Genomic DNA, 19,878 nt, shown 5'->3' with positions numbered 1-19,878 from the left:
AAACTAAATATCTAGAAACAATACCTTAGTTCTGTTATTGCTTGGTTGGGTTCAAACCGCCAGCCCAAACAAGCGTGTCAAATTAAGCTCAAATGTGTAGTATCAGTAGGCTGTCTGATTGCACTTTCTTCCCGATCTCCCTGGCGCCCCCCTGATAGTCGGGTGGGACAGGAAATGGTCAAAGTCCCCCTTCTTCTTAAGGGGAGCCGCTGCGGTCTTGGGCGGGTCCAAGTAGAGCCAGCAGCGTGGATTTAGGGGGTATCTAGACTAAGCTATAAACGAGATTTCTTAAGAATTTTAGACTTAAGTTGATACCAATGTCCTAGTGCCCAACTTACTCGATCGAACCAAACTACTTGCTCGAAAAAAAAACGGGTTTCTGTTCAAGTGGCCCGTAAGTCCTCAATCATTCCTCCCTCTAACATCGAAAATCACAAATTAAAAATGACTGCTGTGCCTTTGCCTCGCCCCTCACCTCAACCTGCTGACCGCCCTCCTGGTCGCAATTCCACCGACGCGACGCCAGTATTTGCCCTCAAAGAACTGGTGGCGCGCTTGCACCGATACCAGCACAACGTTCAAGATATGTTGGGTTCGCTGGGATTTGCCCTGCGCAGTTTTAACAATCTCAACCAATTTTTGGAGTTGGTGCCTTTAGTGGCGACTCGGGTTACTGACGCCGACGGGGGAGCTTTAGTGCTGTTCAAACCCAACGGTCAAGTCAGGTTCCAGCAGTTGCACTGTCAGGAAGGACGGCAGTGCCAAGATATGCGAAAAGCGCTGGAAATAGCCACCAGGCAAGCTACAGCAGGTGCGAGCGCTAATGCTGCATCTTATTCGGAAACCTCTGGGCAAACCTCTAGTCTCGACCTGCAAGTCGGTCGTTATTTGGGCCCGGATGTTCATTTGTTTGGGGCGCCAATTTTAGTCAAGAATTTGGAACGCGGACGGCTTTATGTTTTTAGCAGTGACCCGCAATATGTCTGGACTCCCAGCAGACAGAAATTAGTTCGGTTGGTGGCGGATCAAACGGCCGTGGCGATTTGCAAAGACGAACTTACTGTTAAGTTGGCTGAAAAAGACCGCTTAGACAGAGAGTTAGAAATCGGGGCGGAAATTCAATTGCGGCTGCAACCCCGCAGTTGTCCGAAAATTCCCGGCCTTGACGTAGCCGCCCGCTGCCAAACTGCTAGCAGAGTCGGCGGAGATTATTATGATTTTATTCCCGCTGACTATGACCCGATCGGCAAGGAAGATGAGGGGGAACACCCCCCATCCCTGATTAAAAATCTCAAGTCAAAAATCGACAAGGGCCGCTGGAGCATCGTGATCGGCGACGTGATGGGCAAAGGAGTGCCGGCTGGCCTGCTGATGACGATGACACGGGGTATGCTGCGGGCCGAGGTTTTGAACCGCCACTCGCCTGCGAGAATTTTGCAACATTTAAACCGGGTAATGCACGCGGATTTGGAAAATTCCCACCGTTTTGTGACTCTGTTTTATTCGGAGTATGACCCGAAAACTCGCGTTTTGTCTTACAGCAATGCTGCTCACCACCCGCCTTTGCTGTGGCAAGCTGCAACTAATACGATTCTTCAGCTTGATACTTTGGAGGGAATGTTAATTGGCCTGGATGCTGATTCTCAGTACCAAGAAGCCCAAATTCAATTACAGCCAGGAGATACTATTATTTATTACACAGACGGATTTACTGATGCTGCTAATCAAAGGGGCGATCGGTTTGATGAGGATAACTTGACCTCGGCTTTTCAGTGGGCTTGTCAAAATTATCAGCACTCTGAAGAAATTTTGGATTATTTGTTCGATCGGGTTCACCAGTTTATCGGCATCGGCAACCGCAATGAAGATGACATGACACTGGTTGTACTTAGGCTAACACCTTTAGCAGGAGAAAATCACCATGATAGTTAATTTAATGCCGGAAATTACTGCTGGATTAATCAACTCGATTAATTGGCACGATGCTGCTCACGTGTTAGTTTTGAAATCTCATTTGAGTTCGACGGTGGTTTTGGCTCAAAGCTACGACATTTTTAGCAATTTCCAGAAAGCTTGGAACCATTTTGTTTCGACTGGTCAAATAGGAGCTTTTTTTATAGGTATTTTTGTGGGCTGGTTTATTAAAGGGATTATTCCTTAGAGTTCTTGTCGAAGCAGGTATCGGGAACGGATTTAAAAGGTTTGTAGCCACAACTTAACTTTTTTCTGATGCAGCAAAAGTTTCACAATTTTGTAGTCAAGACTTCAGTTTTTTCTGGTCAATAGATGTATAAAAAGTTTGCAGTCAGGACTTGAGTTTTTTCTTGCCGAATTTGGATGGAGGGCTAAAGTCTTGGCTACCAACCGGAGGAAGGACTAAAGTCTTTGCTACAAATCGGTTTTTAGAGACTTCTGCAACAGAGATATAATCTAGTTTTAGCTTGAGCAATGACAACACAACAAAAAACTTGGAGTCAAAGATTTGAATCGGCGCTGCACCCGGCGATCGCCCGATTCAATGCTAGTATTGGCTTCGATATTGAATTGATTGAGTACGACTTGACTGGTTCTGTCGCTCACGCTAAAATGCTGGCAAAAACGGGGATTATTTCCGCAGCAGAAGGCGAACAGTTAGTCAATGGTTTGGAACAGATCCGATCCGAATACCGCCAAGGACTTTTTGTTCCGGGAGTTGAGGCAGAAGACGTTCACTTCGCTGTAGAGAAGCGGCTGACGGATATCGTGGGAGATGCGGGGAAAAAGCTGCACACGGCCCGATCGCGCAACGACCAAGCAGGTACAGATACTCGGTTGTATTTGCGCGATCGCATCGCAGAAATTCGCGAGCAATTGCGGGAATTTCAAGGGGTTTTGCTCGATATTGCCGATCGTAACGTGGAAACTTTAATCCCCGGTTACACTCATTTGCAGCGCGCTCAGCCGATCAGTTTGGCTCATTACCTGTTAGCTTATTTTGAAATGAGCGATCGCGATTGGGAACGTCTCGGCGATATCTGCAAGCGGGTGAATGTTTCGCCTTTAGGTTGCGGCGCGCTGGCGGGGACGACTTTCCCGATCGACCGAAATTATACGGCAGAACTCTTGCAATTTGACAAAGTTTATGCTAATAGCTTAGATGGAGTGAGCGATCGAGATTTTGCCATAGAATTTCTCGCTGCTGCCAGCTTGATTATGGTACACCTGAGCCGCTTGTCAGAAGAAATGATTTTGTGGTCTTCTCACGAATTTGGATTTATTACGCTCAAAGATAGCTGCGCTACTGGTTCTAGCATCATGCCCCAGAAAAAAAATCCCGACGTGCCGGAGTTGGTGCGGGGCAAAGCGGGGCGGGTGTTCGGTAACTTGCAAGCCTTGTTGGTAGTAGTGAAGGGACTTCCTTTGGCCTACAACAAAGATTTGCAAGAAGATAAAGAACCTTTGTTTGATACCGTGAGAACGGTACAGGGTTGCTTGGAAGCAATGACGATTTTGCTGCGGGAAGGAATCGCGTTTAATGGCGATCGCCTCGCCGCGGCAGTTACGGAAGACTTTTCTAACGCTACAGACGTAGCCGACTACTTGGCCGCCAAAGGCGTTCCCTTCCGCGAAGCTTACAACCTAGTCGGCAAAGTCGTCAAAACTTGCCTCTCGGGGGGCAAACTCCTCAAAGATTTGACACTTGAGGAGTGGAAAGATTTGCACCCTGCGTTTGAGACAGACATTTACAGCGCGATCGCACCTCAGCAAGTGGTGGCGGCTCGCAATAGTTACGGGGGTACCGGGTTTGAACAAGTGAGAAAATCACTTATCGCTGCGCGCGATCGGATCGCCTAAACATCGTTGAATTATTGGACAAATTCCGGGTGGCTATCTCTCCTTAAAACGAGCGTGTTTTCCACTCTGGTTCTAAGTTCGGCAGATAGCCTCAGCAATTAATCTTCAGCAGCAGCCATGTCTTTGTCTCTGCCGCCACCGCTCATGGCGCCCATGCCACCGCCGTTGCCACCGTCAAATCGCCTTCTCTTGTTGGAGAACATATCTTGATTTCTCCGCTTGCGAAACTTGCGAGCGTATGCTTGATTTCGTTGTGCCTTCTCTTTCTTGAGATTGCGGCGCTTAGCCATTCTGACCTCACTAATAAACATTGACAGTCCCCGGGCTTTCACGCCCGGGGATTCTTAAGGTTGACACTCTGTGCACTCTTGGTGACGGAGATTCTTGGTTCAGCGAAGTCACTTGCTTGCGACTGGATTTCTCCAGCCTCAGTAGAGGTGTTTTCTCCCCAAGCGTAAATTCCGGTATGTCCTACCGTACTCGATCAGTTCTCTTTATGTAGTTAGGTTTTGTTCAAATTTAGCTTTCCTAAACCGCAACACCGTTAGGTGTGACTACGCACTCAACTAATCCAGTTAAGTTTTTACGTTGTCTAGTTATACTCAATTTTAGACCGATGACGATCATAGCACACCCGGCACAAGACCCCGAAAAAAGAACACGGGGATTCAAGTCGCTGGGAATCCGGGCCCGATGGGACGCAATGTTTTCGATCGTCCAGAATATTTCTATAAGCTCTTGACAAATACGACAAATGACTATAAATCCCGGTGACGTAGCTCCTGTCTTCAGCCTGCCCGACGCGCAAGGCAATTTCGTCAGCCTTGCAGATTTTCGAGGGCGGCGAGTTGTACTTTACTTTTATCCTCGGGACAATACCCCTGGCTGTACCAAAGAAGCTTGCGGCTTTCGCGACATTTACTCAGACTACGAGTCGCGCAATATTGCAGTCCTCGGCGTCAGCACAGACGGGGCCGGGTCCCACGCCAAGTTTGCAGCTAAATATCAACTGCCTTTTCCCTTGCTGTGCGACTCAAACGCCGAAGTTGCTACCGCCTACGGCTGTTACGGACTCAAAAAGTTTATGGGAAAAGAATTTATGGGAATTACTCGATCGACCTTCGCGATCGACCCTGATGGTAGGATTGAAAAGGTTTATCGGAAAGTCAAAGCAGAAACTCACGCAGCCGAGATATTAGCAGACTTGCCAGACCTCTCGCCTGAATGAAAAATTAAAAATAAAGACTTTTGACCTGACAGCTAAGAAACCTGAAATTACTTTCCCCTAAACAAGCTTTTGAGTTTATGCGTCGATTGTGGCAAATTGGACAAACTGTGCTGGGGCTGATTTTTCGACATCCCATCACTGGTACTGCCGTGATTCCGGTATTGCCTGACGGACGAATTGTGTTAATTCGCCGCCGCGACAACGGTCGCTGGGCACTGCCTGGAGGTATGGTGGATTGGGGAGAAGATATTCCCACAACTGTGCGGCGGGAATTAGCAGAGGAAACAGGACTCGATTTAGTCAAAATCCGCCGCTTGGTGGGTGTTTATTCGGCGGCAGATCGAGACCCTCGCCTGCACTCGATTTGTATCGTGGTGGCAGCAGAGGTAGATGGAAAGATGCAAGTTCAGGATACGCTTGAAGTCAGCGAGGTTGAGGCTTTTTTGCCCGCATCGCTGCCGGAGGGCGAGCTCAGCCACGATAACGACCAACACTTACAGGACTATTTTCAAGGCCTGACAACTTTGGCGTAAACCGGCGGGGCATCCAAATTTGAGAAAAGTCGGAAATTACCTCGCCGTCAAAAGTTTTCTGTTATGACTGTGAAATTAATTTTCACTGTTTTCCTACTTTTATTTACAAACTCTGAACATTAAATTAATCATCTTTTTATTACTGAATATTTAACCGGATGTACTCATCGCTACGCAATTCTCGGGTCAAACTCTCTGTAGGGCAAATCTTCTGGCACGAAGTCGGTCAAGGCCCGAATTTAGTATTTTTGCACGGTTCTTGGCAGGACAGCAGTCAGTGGCTGAGGACGATCGAACATTTGAGCCCCTACTACCAATGCTTCGCACTGGATTTGCTGGGGTTTGGCGACTCGGAACGCCCGAATCTTCATTATTCGATCGACCTGGAAGTAGAATGTCTCGCCCAATACCTCGATACTTTGAAGCTGCGACAGGTTTATTTAATCGGTCACTCTGTGGGCGGCTGGGTGGCTGCCAGCTACGCTATCAAATATCCCGATCGAGTTCAGGGTTTGGTGTTGGTGGCCCCAGAAGGCGTCAAGGTTGGCCATCGGCGGGGGCGGTGGCAGACGGCTAGCTGGCTGATCGGCCAACCACCCCTCGCTTTCTGGTTGCTGCGATCGATCTATCCAATTGCTAAGTTGCTGGGCCGCCAAAACAAGATTGACAGGCTGTTAAAGTTCAGACAGCAGTTGATGCAGTCCCCAGTTGCCGTGCAGTTGCTGTTCCGGCGGCGGCGGGCTGAAATTACAGCGGAATTAGTTGATGAGAATTTGCCTTTGCTGAAAGCGCCTGTTTTGCTGTTACACGGTTCTGAAGATACCCCCGCAGCTTCGTCTCTATGTCAATCCTATGCTGCTCTGGCTCCTAATGCCGAACTGCAATTAGTCAGTCCGGGGGAAAGCAATTTGCCGCAGGAAGTCCCGGATATTGTTGCTAAGTATATTCGCGAGTTTGCTAAGTGAATGGGTAATGGGTAATTGGTAACAGTCAACAGTCAACACTCAACAGGCTAATTCCCCAAAAAATGGCTTCGGGTGCGACAATTACTGCGGAAGCCGTATCGGGAAAAGCTGAGGCGAGATATTGCAGTAACAAAGTTCGATCGCCCCCCGTGAGTGCAATTTTGCTATTAGGAAACAAACACCGCCAATCTTCAATAAAATCCCTAACTCCTGCCACCGTCGCATACACAACTCCGCTTTGAATTGCCCCAGCAGTATCGGTAGCCCAGCGGTGCGGCAGATTTTCTGGTAAGCTGATTAAGGGTAATGCAGCGGTTTTTTTGCCTAGCGACGATAACTGCAAACCCAAACCCGGTAAGATGGCGCCCCCAACTAAATACCTATTGACATCAGCCCCAGTAAATGTTAAAGCTGTACCAGCATCTATAAGTAAAACTGGCCAACCCAATTGGTTGCCAGCACCGAGTAAAGCCAAAGCTCTGTCAATTCCTAGGGTAGGATAGAGTCCCCCGATCGGCAACTGGTCTAAAGTAATAATTCGGACATCAGGATAACTCTGCCAAATAGCTGTTTGTTGGGGAACAACTGAGGCTAAAACTAGAGGCAGGAGAACTAAAGAAAGTGTGTGAGGACTAGAAAAAGCGGGAGTAGCAGGAAGACAACGGAGATTTTGAGAAGATATTTCCTCGATCGACTTCCTTACTGTTTGTACCAAATATTCGATCTTTTGGGCCTCGGAGAGCCGGGAAACAGCATCAGCTTTGAGATGCTCTGTATCCCATGTTTTCTCCAGAGTTTTGCCCGCAAATAATCCCCAGTGCAGGCGCGAATTCCCGATCGCCAAAGCTATTTTAATCACACCTTTACCTGTCAATTCAGAGGTAAGGTTCTCGGTGCAATCTTGCGGGCGAAAATTGTCAGCAATTGATTTTTCCATGATGCTCGAACGCGCAAATATTGAACTAAAGATAGATGTTAGATTAATTTGATTCGCTTAATCGCGCGGTTAAGTCTATTTGACATCTGACCAAGTTCAATGGGGCGCGCCAATTAGTATTGTAGGCTGCAGAGCGCATAATTGGTATTTATAAATATTTGTAAAGCAAATAATTGCTATGCTCTGGCTGCATCCTTTATAATGTCTTAAGATATTCCAAAAGTCCTGGTAGCTGCGATCGGACTCTTGGCGGGGTAAGCACAAATCTAAAAAACCAGGATCGATCAAAATACTGTACCAATGCTGAGTAAATATGTCTTTAAAAATACAAGAACACGAAAACCCCTCGCCGAGATTAACTTCGCGGTTGCCTGAACCAGAAAAGTGGATGCAGGAAGAAAGTCTTTCGCAGCCGGAAGTAGACCAACAAAAAGCCCTAATCGTGCAGATGCAGCAGCAAGTTCAGTTATCAAACTTGCTGAACCAAATTAATAACGAAATTCGCAGTACACTTGACATAGAAGAAATTTTGACATCGGCCTGCCGATTGCTGGGGCAAGCGCTACAGTCCAGCCGCGCGAGCATTTTAGTCAAAGAATCAAATACAGAAAAAACTTTAGTCACGCGGGGAGAGTACAACGCGGGGGACTATCCGATCCAACTGGGTATGAAAGTACCGATGACTGATAACCCGCACTTGGCGGCAGTGGTGTCTCAGCAAGAGTCGCTAGCTCTGACGAAGTTTCTGGATTTTCCGGGATTGAACGAACAAACCCGAAAGATTGCCGAAGCTTTGGAGATTAAGTCCATGCTGGCAGTAGCTACTCGCTATCAAGGTGAAGTGAATGGCATAATTGGCTTGCATCAGTGCGATCGCGAACGGGAATGGACTGATTGGGAACGGCAGCTTTTAGAAGGGGTAGCATCGCAATTGGCGATCGCGATCAATCAAGCCAAACTCTACAGCAAAACGCGCCGCCAAGCTGAACGAGAATCGCTGCTGCGGCTGATCGGCAACCAAATTCGCAGTACCCTGGATCTGGGAACTATCCTGGAAACAGCGGTGAGGGAAGTGCGCCAACTGTTGCAGTGCGATCGAGTAATTATGTACCAGTTTCAAGACAATTGGCAGGGAAAAGTTGTTGTTGAAAACATGACGGTTCCTTGGCCTTCAATTTTAGGAGAGATGGGGGCGGATAAGTGTTTCCGGGGAGATTACGCCGATCTTTACCAGCAAGGGCGAGTCAAAGCAATTAATGATATTTTTAATGCCGGTTTAGAGCCTTGCCACGTTAATTTCTTAGACAGTTTGCAGGTAAAAGCTAATTTGATCGTGCCGATCGTTACCGCGCGAACAGAAGAAAATTACCCCGACACAGCCGGAAGCTATAATCCTAAATTTCCCGGTAAACTGTGGGGTTTGCTGATTGCTCACGAGTGCGGGGATACTCGCAACTGGCAGCGGCAAGAAATGGAGTTGCTGTCGCAGCTAGCAGACCAAATGGCGATCGCCATTCAGCAAGCAGAACTTTACAGCAAAGTCCGAGAAGCTGCGGTCAAATCTCAAGCTCAAACCCAGCAATTGCAAGCAGCGTTAGAAGAATTGCGATCGACACAGCAGCAATTGATTCAAAGCGAAAAAATGTCCGGTTTGGGGCAAATGGTAGCGGGAATTGCTCACGAAATTAACAACGCTAACAATTTCATCCACGCTAACTTGTTTCACGCTCAAGAATATTTCAAAGTCTTGAACGAAGCTCTAGAACTGACCGGGAATGCCTGCCCGGAAGCAGCGGCAGCACTTGTCAAAATAAATGAAGAACTCGAACTCGATTACATTCGAGAAGACTTTGGCAGCTTGCTCAAGTCTATGCGGGAAGGCAGCGGGAGGATTCGCTCGATCGTGATGACGCTGCGAAATTTTTCTCGTTTAGACCACGCTGAATTACAACCAGTAGATTTGAATGAAGGTTTAGAAAGCAGTTTCTTGATGCTGCAAAATAAGCTAAAAACAAATATCAAAATCGACAAACAATACGGCAGTTTGCCGCCCGTCAAATGTCATGCCAGTCAAATCAACCAAGTATTTTATAATTTGATTGACAATGCTTTAGATGCGCTCCAGTCAACGAGCAAACCGGGGGAATTAACCATCCGCAGTTGGCAAAGGGAGCCGGACTGGGTAACAATCTCTGTCCGCGATACGGGAACTGGCATTCCTGCAGAAATTCAAGACAAGATTTTTGACCCGTTTTTTACTACTAAACCTGTGGGGAAAGGCACTGGTTTAGGACTTTCAGTGTGCTATCAGGTAATTGTTCAAGCTCACGGCGGCAAGCTGAGCTGCGTCAGTCAGGTGGGCGAAGGAACTGAGTTTATTGTAGAGTTGCCGCTGACAAATCAGAGGGTAAGTGCATAATTCCTGCTTTAGTCAGATTAATGACCAATGCTTCATGCCCGCAGATTTGTAAGTAATTAACCGGACTTGATATTAATTGTCAACTTGCTGCTGATAAGCATGATATACAGCCTCTAAAAAGATATTAGCATCAACTTTGGTCGGCAGTTTTTCCAAACTAATGATTTGTTTAACCTGACTAGCGAGTTGTTTGCTCAATTCATTTCGGGCATTTGGTATCATAGCTTCGCGCCGCTGCAAATACTCTCGAATTACAGCAAAATCTTCTGGCAGCAAGCTGGAAATATCGGCCTCTATCAGCAATTTTTTTGCTAGGGATCGAGCCGGTGTTGATACTTTCAATGCAGCAGTTGTCATAGGTTGTTGTTCTTGAATTACCAGGGTGCCTCCTACCAAATCTCCTAAACGTTTTTCCTGCTGGTTGAACACGATCAAAAATACACCTATAAAAAATAAGTCGTCAAAAGGCCGCAGCAAAGCCCGTAGAGTTGATTGCTGAAGCCTGACTGGACGGCCGTCATCCCGAATTACTCGGATTTTGACATAACGCTTGCCTGGTGTTTGACCAGACCACGCTGTTTCAAAAAATACAAAGTAACCTACATAAATGAAAAAACCAATTAATGCCTGAACTGCTATCAACCAGAGTTCTAAGCCATTGGTACTTCCTAGCAACTTTGCGATCGCCTCAAGGAAAAATGAATTAAAGATCAGTACACCTATTAGAAACAGTATTAGAATCAAACCAAAAATGATATAGTCGATCAGCAATGCGTAGGCGCGATTGCCAATTCCCGCTAAGGTAAATTCGAGTTCAACACTTTCTGGAGTGTGGAGAGTGAATCGATTAAAAAGTCGCATAGCAGTAGAGAAAATTTTGTGTTTTGACTTAGGCTTAATTAGCGATCGCGCATTTTCAAACCCAAACCTTCTTTGCGGCTGCGGAGGTCGTAGTAGATAATGGCTTTCATAGCCTGCCAAAAAGGAGTCACCAGCGCACCGCTGACAATGCTCAGTACCACAATCAGAATATAATAAACTAAGTAAAATAGACCAGACTCTCTGCCCAAAACTGCACTTGAAACAACTTGAACGATCACAGTAAGTATTTGCACAACAATCGTCATCGGGAGTGAAACCAAAATGCCCACAAAAACTATCCACTGAATGCGTCCGACCGACCCCTTAGTTAACTGCCAACTGCGACTGATTGCTGAACTAGCACCTATATTATTTTCGAGCGCCAGCGGCAACTCAACAATCAGCAAGCGAGAGAAAATTCGGATATAGATAATAAAAAAAGCAATGACCGCAACTACCAGGAAAGCTGCAAGAATTGCGTAATTTTGCCCAAAAATAGCAGCAGCCCCCCCTGCCAATATTGCCATAGCGATCCCACCTACCAAGGATACCCCAAAGAAAATCAGAAATGTCAATGTACCCGCCCAGAACAAACCCCACATCCGAGGATTCACCTCACGGCGAGCATCACTGACAGTCTCTGGCTTTTCCCTAACTTCACCGAAAGCCAGACGAGAAATGAGCGCTGAAATCGCAGAATATTTAGCCCAACCGTAAATCGGAACTAACAACCACAGATAAGCTACGAATGCCAAACCAAAATATGGCTTAAAATGGTCGCGGTAAATCCGTAAACTAGCACTAACAACATTACCGACGCTCAAGGGGCCTGTTTGTCCAGAAGAACTAAGATTTTTTTTAGGCATGACTGGATGGGTATAATTCTGTGAGGCGGAAAATTTACAACTATCTTAAGCTATATCTAATAGAACTTAGAGAAAACTTTATGAATATTAAACGTTGGATCGCGCGGCGAGAACCGAACTGGAAACGGTTAGACACTCTGTTACAGCAAGTAGAAAAAAAGGGGCTAAAGTCCCTACCTGCGTCTGAAATCACGGAATTAGCGAGTTTGTACCGTTCTGTTTCGGCGGATTTGGCTAGGGCTAGGACAAACGAAGTAGGTAATATTTTGTTACAAGATTTGCAAAGCTTAACTTCTCGTGGCTACACCCAAATTTACCAAGGTTCCCGCCGCCAAGATTGGGAGGCTGTAGTGGAGTTTGGCCGCTGGGGTTTTCCTGCTACTGTACAGCAAACGTTTGGTTATACGGCAACTGCGACGGGTATTTTTTTAGTAATGGCGTTGATTGCTTGGTGGTTTGCTTGGCAAGATCCGGCGTTTTTGTCCCTAGTAGTTCCTGGAGACTTGATTAAAACGGTGCGCGATGACGGGAAATTGTGGATGGGTTCAATTGTGGGAGTGGAACCTTTAGCTTCTAGCAGTATTATGACTAACAATCTATCGGTATGCTTTGCGGCTGTTGGGGGAGGGATTGTTTTCGGTCTTTACACTGTTTATATTATGGCACTTAATGGAGTGATGATCGGCGCGATCGCCAGTTTAGTAGCTCAGCACAATTTAGCTTACCCTTTTTGGGCGTTTGTATTTCCTCACGGTTCCCTGGAATTGCCGGCAATTTTTTTAGCTGGCGGCGCTGGTTTAATCATCGCCCGCGCCATCTTTTTTCCTGGCAAATACCGCCGTGCTGATGCGATGAAATTTTACGGTACTCAAGCTGCACAATTGGTATTTGGAATTGTGCCGATGCTGGTAATTGCTGGTACGATCGAGGGTTTTTTCTCGCCAAATCCGGCAATTCCCGATCCGTTGAAGTATTTGGCTGGGATCGGGTTGTTTGCGCTGTTGGTGATGTATTGCAGTAAAAGGCGATCGGCTGAAATTCCTAGATAATTCGGAGCTTGAAATCGGGCAACCACCGGGGAATTGCCCCTACCTATATCGAGCCAAGTAACTAATTAAAATCATGACTCTTACTAACATCCGCTTTCCCGAAGACAATCCGTTTGCTCGAATCAAGCTTCGGCATATATTTGGATGGTTGTTGTTATGCAGTATAGCCATTGGATTTCAACTAGCAATTATTAGTTCTATATGGGGGATAAGGTTGGACAACACAGAACCATTCGTTAATGCGCTCTTGGGAGCTTATGTATTAATTCTGTCGCTAAGTTTGTTCTGGCGAGAATGCAGGCTAGCGGGAATTGAAATTAAATATCTCATTGGTAAAGTTCCCGAGCGCTACCAATGGTTGCCATTCGTAGGTCTGGCGATCGCTAGCGTGGTTTTTTCAATAGGTGTATTCCGAATATTTTATTATCCTTTGTCTTTTATTGTACCTTCCTTTGTTGAACGAATACTGACTGAAAACAGAAACAGCAGGATTTTAATAGCAGCTTCAAAATCATTCTCACCAGCGCTTTACTACTTAAAATTTGCCTTGAATCAGCTAATAGATCCTGTATTTACGGCGTTTTTTTTGATAAGTATTCCGCTACACAGATGGGCAGCCAAATGGGGAAATATTACAGCAATAATAGCTATATGTTTGCTGTTGGGAACTTTGGCGTATCAGAATTTTACAACGATTATAATTGGTCTATTGATTTCCGCAATTTTATATGTAAAAACCCGCAGCTTACTTGTAGTAATAATTTTTAGGATCTTGCGAAATATTAGTTTTACAATTTGGAATTTGTCAGAGACAATATTTTTTAACACTCAAACAGCAAACATTCTAGATACATTTCGCTCTCAAGTACAGCTAGGTGTCTTGTTTTTTGCTTTGTCAGCCCCTTGGGTAATCGGTTTTATCTACAAAAACTGGTCGGTTCTCAAAGGGCCTTTACCTTACTTTGCGAATGCTGCGGAAGCTGAGAAGATTAAAGCTGATTCCGAGACTTAAGTTGCAGATATCTGTCAACCAATTGCTCGCTAATTTGATTAGCTGGTGCATCCAAAACCAAAACTCCTTTTTGTTTCAACTGTGCAAAAGCTACCTGACGCTGTGCTAGTAAATCTAAAGCTACAGCACGATTATAAGCAGGTGTAATTTCCACGGTGGAAGTGTGAGCGATTTGGTCAACTAGAGGGTCGCGCAAAGTTACGCAAAAAGGCAAATAACGAGGTGTTAAGCGCGCTAATGCCGAAAGCATTTCTGTAGAAGCTGTGACATCTACTAAATCAGTAATTAGCACTACTAATGCACGGCGAGTTTGTTGACTTACTAATTTAGTTACAGCACCAACATAGTCTGGTTCTAACAAAACTGGCTGAATTGGCGCAAGGCGTTCAATTAATTTAGATAGTTGATGTTGACCCCTTTCTGGGGGTATCCAAGTGGTGATTTCCCGATCGAACACACCGACTCCCACGCGATCGCCCCGATTTAGTCCAGCTAAGGCTAAAGACAGCGCTGCATTCACTCCCCAGTCAAAACGCTTCAAACCCTGCACTCGCGCGGTCATCAGCCGTCCCCTGTCGAGTAAAATAATCAAAGTTTGCTCTTTTTCTGGTTCTAAAACTCTGATTAAAGGGCGCGATCGCCTCGCAGTAGCTTTCCAATCAATCAAGCGAGGATCGTCACCAATACCGTATTCCCTCAGTTCGGCAAATTCAGTTCCCATGCCGAGTTTTTGTAACCGCCGCATTGTCCCGGTATTTTCCAATGTTAGCTGAATAGAGAGTTCTTTCAACATCACTAAATCGGGATAAACTGCAACTTTTTCACTAGCAGGTATTGTCCAGTCGTTCCATGCTAAACCCCAATTTCCCAACTGCCGCACCTGAATATCTCCCCACTTATATTTTCCGCGATTTTGCGGGCGGATTGTATAAGTTAATTCTTCCTCGCTGTTAGGATTGAGGGAGGCTTCCAGCATCGGTTGAGAGACATCAAACTCTAGCGGATAGGAGTCGCACAGCCGAATTTTAGCTGTTTGATTTGCAGATCGCACTGACAGTAAAACCGGATTGTCTCGCCCGATCGAAAGTCTCTGCAACGCATGGCGTGTCACTTCCACCCGATGAGATCTGACGCGCAGTGCGTCGGTAATAGCTAAACCTACAATTAAACAGTCAAATAGCAAAGTGCCGATAATACTTGTCTGCTGATTTACAAGCACAGCAAGCAAAAGGGCGATCGGTATGCCGATCGCTAACAGGACATAAAGGCGAATAGCAGGAATCATTACAATTTCTGATTAAGATACTGGTGTACACAATTCAACGAGAGTTCCGTCTGGACATCTAACATAGGAAATAACCTGACCCCAAGGTTTTTTGAGAGGTGCTTTTAACTCTAATGCACCTGCTGCGATCGCTTGTTGATGTGCCATTTCTACTGAATCAGTGGTAAGTGCTATTTCAACACCCAAAGGTTTATCCGATGAATCAGCCGAAATATAACCATTTGGGAAATTTGACGCGCCTAGAGAATGTGTAGCAAAAGATAAAGTTGTTTCTCCAGTGTCAAGCTCACCATAATCTCCTGATTCATCAATGAACTTCTTTTTGAACCCAAAAGCCATTTCAAAAAAAGTCAATGAACTTAGTACGTCAGCAACGTAAATAATTGTATATCCGAATTTCATTTGCTTTCTCCCTTTACATGATTTGCAAGTAGCTTGCGTCGTTCACCTGTATAACGCCACCAAGGCTTAGCTGGTTCGCCATTGAGGAATCTTTTGACAGAAATGAGAGTGTCAAGTACACATGGATCGTGGCGATGTCCCATGACATTAGCAAGTTCGTGAAAGACTTCTAAGGGCGATCGCGTTTTAAGTTGATCTGGTTGCTCAATACCAATGCTTCGCAAATCCGCACTAATTGATTTCCCAATGTTTGGAAGGTCTTCAAGCTTCTTGACTTCGTTTAGAGACTTCTTCATAGTTCTGGTGTGGTATTTTTGAGTTCAATTCCTACAATACTTGCGTAATAAAGATTTTTTGTCATGAATTCGATTCCTCCAAACGAAACGTAAACATAACACAATCGCTCGGTGTTTCTGGATTACCAACAGCCGAATACAGATTCATCGCTGCTGTATTTTCGCGATCGGTAAGCACCCAAGCTTCTGTACAACCCAACTCACGAGCTACCTCAAATACTGCATTCATTAAACGCTTCCCCAAACCTTGCCGACGATGAGTTTCTGCTACGCTAACCTCGTTAATCCACAGTTCGGGACGTGCCTTGTCGGGATGAACATAATGAACTGCTGAGACAAAGCCGACAACTCGATCGTCGTCGATTGCAACAGCCAGATGGTGGCGCGAGTCTGTCAAAAATTCTTCAGTACGTGGGATATCTATCGAGTTGTCAAAGACATCTGGATGGACATTCTTGAGAATATCTACATCATTACGACCCAGAATTTTGATTGCGAGCGTCATAGTTATATTTCAGTTTACCTCGGTACAGCGACTTGTTTTAATACCGAAGCAATTACCGCATCAATTTGCAAGCCATCTAACAGCGATTCTGGTTTGAGAATCAGACGGTGACGCAAAAGCGGCAGTGCGATCGCCTTCACATCATCAGGAGTAGTATAATCCCTGCCGGCCAGCCAAGCGTGAGCTTTACTACTTTGCAACCAAGCTACTGCCGATCGCGGAGAAGCACCCAATGCCAAATCGGGATGTTTGCGCGTATTGTGCACCAAAGCTAGCACATAATCGAGCACTTTTTCTTCTACTTTGACTGTTTGTACAGCTTGACGGGCGCTAATTATTTGCTCTACCGTTGCTACAGATTTGATCCGAGCTAAATCGATGCGTTTGGCGCGAAATCCTGCCTCTGCGTTCAGCAACATTTGCTTTTCTGCGGCTGCATCGGGATAGTCAACCACAAGTTTAAATAAAAATCGGTCTAACTGAGCTTCTGGTAACGGATAAGTGCCTTCAAATTCTAGGGAATTTTGAGTGGCGATCGTCCAAAACAATTCTGGCAGAGCTAAAGTTTCACCGTCTAAAGTTACCTGCTGTTCTTCCATTGCTTCGAGCAGTGCTGACTGGGTTTTCGGAGGCGTGCGATTAATTTCATCTGCCAGCAAAATCTCTGTAAAAACCGGGCCTTTTTTCAGGGTAAAACTGTGGTTATTAAAATCAAAAATATTCGTTCCCAAGATATCCGACGGCAAAATATCCGGCGTTAGTTGAATGCGGCGAAAATCTGCTTGAATCAACTTGGCGATCGTTTTTACAAGTAGAGTTTTCCCGGTTCCAGGGACTCCCTCAATAATCACGTGGCCGCCGCTCAAAAGCGCCACTAGCAAGTGCTGCACAGTGGAAGATTGACCCACAACTATTTTGTCGAGGGCTTGGCTGAGGCGTTTAAAAATCGAGTTTGTTTCGCTCATTTTAGATTTTTCCTGTCAGAGGGGAGATGTTGACGGATCTGCTGCCATTTACCCAACCAGGCTAGCAAATCTGAATCACTGATTCGGCGTTTATGAGATGGCGAGGGCAGAAGTTCTGACAATTCTGCCGCTTTTCGCCCTGTTTGCTCCACCCAAGCATTTGTGAGGGTTTCACTTTCCAGCGATGCCTGTCCCAATAATAAGGCTTTTTGCAGTTGTAACTGTTCTGCTTTTCCGATAGTTTCTACCGCAAAATCAGTGCTGTTTGCTTTTTCCAAGACACCAGCTAATGCTTGAATATAAGCTTCGCTGTTGTCAACCGCAGGCGCTGATAAAGTTACAGGCTGTCCAAACCTGTTCCACCCGGCAAAAATAGCAATGATTAAAATAATTGTACCCTGGATAAAAACAGGAAATAGAGGAGTTTTAGCTAAATAAGTGAATAAATTTCCCTGGTATTCGCGTTCAATAATTTCTGGATCTTTGTAGCCGTGAATGTATTCGTCTACCCAGACTTTATTTAGAGTTTTACTCGTTTCCTGGGTTTGTCGATCGCTCGGATTTTGGATAAAATTCACTGCTATAGCCTGCTGGGTTCCTTCGATTTCTTGTTCTCCACCTTCTAATTGAGTAACCAGCCCTGATAAAAATTCATAATTACCTGGGAAATCCTGATAAGCGTTAGCAGCTAGATAGGGTGCGGCGGCAAAATAAACTATTCCCTTTCCCAGTGGTTTTTCCCAAACAATTGCCCCAAAGCGATCGCCTAATATTTGTTTTTTGTCGCTAGATCTCCGCCCTGTGTCAATCTTGATTTCTCCGGCTGAAGCTGGATGCAAGCTACTAAAAGGAGCTGCTGTTACCGGGGCGCGAACTCCCAAAATTACCAAAGTATTGCCCTGTTCCACCCACTTTTTTTCTGTATCAGGAACATCTTCTGGTATCAATTTACTATAGATACGTAAAAGTGTACAGGGCGGTTTTGCATCTTGGTTTTTAGCAAAGTCTTCAAAAGGTTTTTGCCAGCGCTGAACCTCGGTTCCCCGTTTCGACATAAAAGCATACCATGCTCCGTAGCCGTCCGGGCCTCTATTATAAGTCGAACCGCTGTTTATTTTGTTGTTAGCCGGAGCAAATAGCAGGGTAATGATAATTATTGCCGTAACGGCGATCGCTCCCAACAACCACAACCTATTTTTTGATAAGTTCATCGATTGTTACGTAAGTAAGTACAAATAAATATAACATGAGGGCGGGTTTTGAATGAATCAACTCACTCCTGGTAGAGAACCCATTTGATATCTTGAGGGCGATCGTCAATCACATTAAGGATCGGCAATAAACTTGGTGTTTTACCATCGCATTTTTAATGGAATCAGATTTAACTTATGCCCTAACCTCAATGTTCAGGAATTCCCAACTGGGTTATGCTTATAGAGAGATTTTTTTAAGTATTTTTACTTACTCTTGTCTCTCCAGATTCACTTTTGTCCGCTGCCCGTTGGGGGGTGTGGAATCTGGGATTTAAGCTCTCCTCTAAAGATGCGGAAAACCCACTTTTTAGAGGGATGAAAAAAATATTTGGAAATCTTCCGGATCGAAGTTATTGATAATGAAAGTAAAGAATAAGCATCTGTATAAGTAGGTGCAAGTAATAATTACATTTAACATTTAATCACGCAGAAGCGATAAAGCCTTCAACTGCTTATTGGGCAAGCATTTTGGCAGCATAAGCGTTGTTACTTGATTTACCTGCACGTACTGAGGACGAAATTTTTCTTGCAGTGATCGATCGCTACAAGAAAGCCCAACCTCTGGTTTTAAGTCACTTCTAATCCTTAATTACTCATCATTAAAACAGAAGCTATGGCTACTTCAATCACTGGTTCTTTGGGTCAAAACACTAATTACAGCAGCATTAGTGACCTGATCGCACAATGGCCTACTGCCGCCCAGAATCAAGGCATCCAACTGTCTGGGATAGCTTTTGATGGCTTTGAAACGAACTACACTAACCCTACTCCCATCAGCAACCTCACGTTAGCAACGAACGAAACCCCTAAAAGCGGGTTGAGCTACGGCGCTGTCGCTGGTATTGGTGTCCTAGGCTCTTATAGTGGTTGGTTTACCGACCCCACTAAAAATCGGGCGGAAATCAACTTTGACCCCAACACCAATCTATCTCAAGCGCTGAAGGTGAAATGGGCAGATAACAAAGACATCACTAGCGCCACGATCGGCCTCAGTGGATTACTTCCCAAATCAAGTTCTACAGTAAACGATCAAGGCAATGAAGTTGGTTTGCTGAAACTCTTTAATAATGGGACGGAGGTATCGGCCAGCAATTTTACGATCGCTCGCCTCACCCCTCCTACCCCTCAAAAACCGATCGGTGTGTCTTCAGATGGAGTGACTTTCATTGGCGATAGTGCCGATGGCAATTTCACATTCCAGATACAAGCAAATTCCACTAGCGTTGCTTTTGACGAACTGCGGTTCTCCGCAAAAGCCTACGATAGCCCCACCGCTGCCTACGCCACTAGCACCTCCCCCAAAAGCGATAGTTCCGACTACCTAGTGCGGAGTATTCAATATCAAGGCATTGATGTGACGCCGACTCCGACGCCGACACCAACGCCGACGCCGACGCCAACTCCGACGCCGACACCTACGTCTCCAAGTATCTTCCAGTTCGCCCAACCAAATTACACGGTGGCTGAA

General features: G+C 45.5%; 20 protein-coding genes. 10 read left to right on the top strand and 10 right to left on the bottom strand.

Going from position 1 to position 19,878, the window contains the following annotated elements; genetic code table 11:
* Positions 1–444 precede the first annotated feature (444 nt).
* The 3 genes from QUA20_RS07490 to argH all read left to right on the top strand — a co-directional run bounded on the left by QUA20_RS07490 (position 445) and on the right by argH (position 3,834).
* Entirely contained in the window at positions 445–1,932 is a 1,488-nt protein-coding gene (locus tag QUA20_RS07490; RefSeq protein ID WP_172185905.1) for a GAF domain-containing SpoIIE family protein phosphatase, read from the top strand.
* Positions 1,922–2,161, top strand: coding sequence for a hypothetical protein (locus QUA20_RS07485; RefSeq protein ID WP_333187167.1), 240 nt, complete (start codon positions 1,922–1,924; stop codon positions 2,159–2,161). Before QUA20_RS07490 ends, QUA20_RS07485 begins: the two co-directional genes overlap by 11 nt.
* A 287-nt stretch (positions 2,162–2,448) precedes the next feature.
* Positions 2,449–3,834 carry an argininosuccinate lyase gene (gene argH / locus QUA20_RS07480; protein ID WP_333187164.1) on the top strand — a complete coding sequence of 462 codons (1,386 nt, stop codon included), beginning with the start codon at positions 2,449–2,451 and terminating at the stop codon, positions 3,832–3,834.
* Positions 3,835–3,932: 98 nt separating this feature from the next.
* Here argH and QUA20_RS07475 read toward each other — a convergent pair whose 3' ends face one another.
* On the bottom strand, positions 3,933–4,124 hold the full coding sequence (locus tag QUA20_RS07475) for a hypothetical protein (RefSeq protein ID WP_190738786.1): 192 nt from the start codon (positions 4,122–4,124) through the stop codon (positions 3,933–3,935).
* Positions 4,125–4,588: 464 nt separating this feature from the next.
* Between QUA20_RS07475 and bcp the strand changes: the two genes are divergently transcribed.
* The 3 genes from bcp to QUA20_RS07460 all read left to right on the top strand — a co-directional run bounded on the left by bcp (position 4,589) and on the right by QUA20_RS07460 (position 6,560).
* Entirely contained in the window at positions 4,589–5,062 is a 474-nt protein-coding gene (gene bcp / locus QUA20_RS07470) for a thioredoxin-dependent thiol peroxidase (RefSeq protein ID WP_333187161.1), read from the top strand.
* A gap of 77 nt (positions 5,063–5,139) precedes the next feature.
* Positions 5,140–5,595 (top strand): NUDIX hydrolase, encoded by a 456-nt coding sequence (locus QUA20_RS07465; RefSeq protein WP_333187158.1) that lies wholly within the window; start codon positions 5,140–5,142, stop codon positions 5,593–5,595.
* A 158-nt stretch (positions 5,596–5,753) separates the two neighbouring features.
* Positions 5,754–6,560 carry an alpha/beta hydrolase gene (locus tag QUA20_RS07460; protein ID WP_333187155.1) on the top strand — a complete coding sequence of 269 codons (807 nt, stop codon included), beginning with the start codon at positions 5,754–5,756 and terminating at the stop codon, positions 6,558–6,560.
* 25 nt (positions 6,561–6,585) lie between these two features.
* Here QUA20_RS07460 and QUA20_RS07455 read toward each other — a convergent pair whose 3' ends face one another.
* Positions 6,586–7,497 (bottom strand): pantothenate kinase, encoded by a 912-nt coding sequence (locus QUA20_RS07455; RefSeq protein ID WP_333187153.1) that lies wholly within the window; start codon positions 7,495–7,497, stop codon positions 6,586–6,588.
* Between the two features lie 313 nt (positions 7,498–7,810).
* On the opposite strand from QUA20_RS07455, the gene QUA20_RS07450 reads away from it, so the two are divergent.
* Entirely contained in the window at positions 7,811–9,916 is a 2,106-nt protein-coding gene (locus tag QUA20_RS07450; protein ID WP_333187151.1) for a GAF domain-containing protein, read from the top strand.
* A gap of 72 nt (positions 9,917–9,988) precedes the next feature.
* On the opposite strand, the gene QUA20_RS07445 is transcribed toward QUA20_RS07450, so the two are convergent.
* Positions 9,989–10,777 carry an RDD family protein gene (locus QUA20_RS07445; protein ID WP_333187148.1) on the bottom strand — a complete coding sequence of 263 codons (789 nt, stop codon included), beginning with the start codon at positions 10,775–10,777 and terminating at the stop codon, positions 9,989–9,991.
* Positions 10,778–10,815: 38 nt separating this feature from the next.
* Positions 10,816–11,643, bottom strand: coding sequence for a glycerophosphoryl diester phosphodiesterase membrane domain-containing protein (locus tag QUA20_RS07440; RefSeq protein ID WP_333187145.1), 828 nt, complete (start codon positions 11,641–11,643; stop codon positions 10,816–10,818).
* An 80-nt stretch (positions 11,644–11,723) separates the two neighbouring features.
* Here QUA20_RS07440 and QUA20_RS07435 point away from each other — a divergent pair, with 80 nt between their 5' ends.
* Both QUA20_RS07435 and QUA20_RS07430 read left to right on the top strand, forming a co-directional pair.
* Positions 11,724–12,692: a stage II sporulation protein M gene (locus QUA20_RS07435; protein ID WP_333187144.1), complete on the top strand. Its 969-nt coding sequence runs from the start codon at positions 11,724–11,726 to the stop codon at positions 12,690–12,692.
* A gap of 73 nt (positions 12,693–12,765) precedes the next feature.
* A complete protein-coding gene (locus QUA20_RS07430; protein ID WP_333187142.1) occupies positions 12,766–13,704 on the top strand; it encodes a hypothetical protein in 939 nt (312 codons plus the stop codon).
* On the opposite strand, the gene QUA20_RS07425 is transcribed toward QUA20_RS07430, so the two are convergent.
* The 6 genes from QUA20_RS07425 to QUA20_RS07400 all read right to left on the bottom strand — a co-directional run bounded on the left by QUA20_RS07425 (position 13,682) and on the right by QUA20_RS07400 (position 18,368).
* A complete protein-coding gene (locus QUA20_RS07425; RefSeq protein WP_333187139.1) occupies positions 13,682–14,989 on the bottom strand; it encodes a DUF58 domain-containing protein in 1,308 nt (435 codons plus the stop codon). The genes QUA20_RS07430 and QUA20_RS07425 overlap by 23 nt on opposite strands.
* Positions 14,990–15,001: 12 nt before the next feature.
* Positions 15,002–15,391, bottom strand: coding sequence for a VOC family protein (locus tag QUA20_RS07420; RefSeq protein WP_333187136.1), 390 nt, complete (start codon positions 15,389–15,391; stop codon positions 15,002–15,004).
* Positions 15,388–15,687, bottom strand: a complete 300-nt coding sequence (locus QUA20_RS07415) for a helix-hairpin-helix domain-containing protein (RefSeq protein WP_333187134.1) — start codon at positions 15,685–15,687, stop codon at positions 15,388–15,390. Before QUA20_RS07415 ends, QUA20_RS07420 begins: the two co-directional genes overlap by 4 nt.
* A 61-nt stretch (positions 15,688–15,748) precedes the next feature.
* Positions 15,749–16,192, bottom strand: coding sequence for a GNAT family N-acetyltransferase (locus QUA20_RS07410; protein WP_333187133.1), 444 nt, complete (start codon positions 16,190–16,192; stop codon positions 15,749–15,751).
* 14 nt (positions 16,193–16,206) lie between these two features.
* Positions 16,207–17,157 carry a MoxR family ATPase gene (locus tag QUA20_RS07405; RefSeq protein WP_333187131.1) on the bottom strand — a complete coding sequence of 317 codons (951 nt, stop codon included), beginning with the start codon at positions 17,155–17,157 and terminating at the stop codon, positions 16,207–16,209.
* Positions 17,154–18,368 carry a DUF4350 domain-containing protein gene (locus tag QUA20_RS07400; protein ID WP_333187128.1) on the bottom strand — a complete coding sequence of 405 codons (1,215 nt, stop codon included), beginning with the start codon at positions 18,366–18,368 and terminating at the stop codon, positions 17,154–17,156. The genes QUA20_RS07405 and QUA20_RS07400 overlap by 4 nt, the downstream gene beginning before the upstream one ends.
* A 655-nt stretch (positions 18,369–19,023) precedes the next feature.
* Here QUA20_RS07400 and QUA20_RS07395 point away from each other — a divergent pair.
* Positions 19,024–19,878: hypothetical protein (locus QUA20_RS07395; protein WP_333187126.1), on the top strand; the 855-nt coding region annotated here is incomplete at its 3' end.

It is taken from the genome of Microcoleus sp. Pol7_A1, from assembly GCF_036701085.1.
Classification (GTDB): domain Bacteria; phylum Cyanobacteriota; class Cyanobacteriia; order Cyanobacteriales; family Microcoleaceae; genus Microcoleus; species Microcoleus asticus.
Note: the sequence above shows the minus strand (reverse complement) of the source record. Positions and strands in the feature narration are given on the sequence as shown.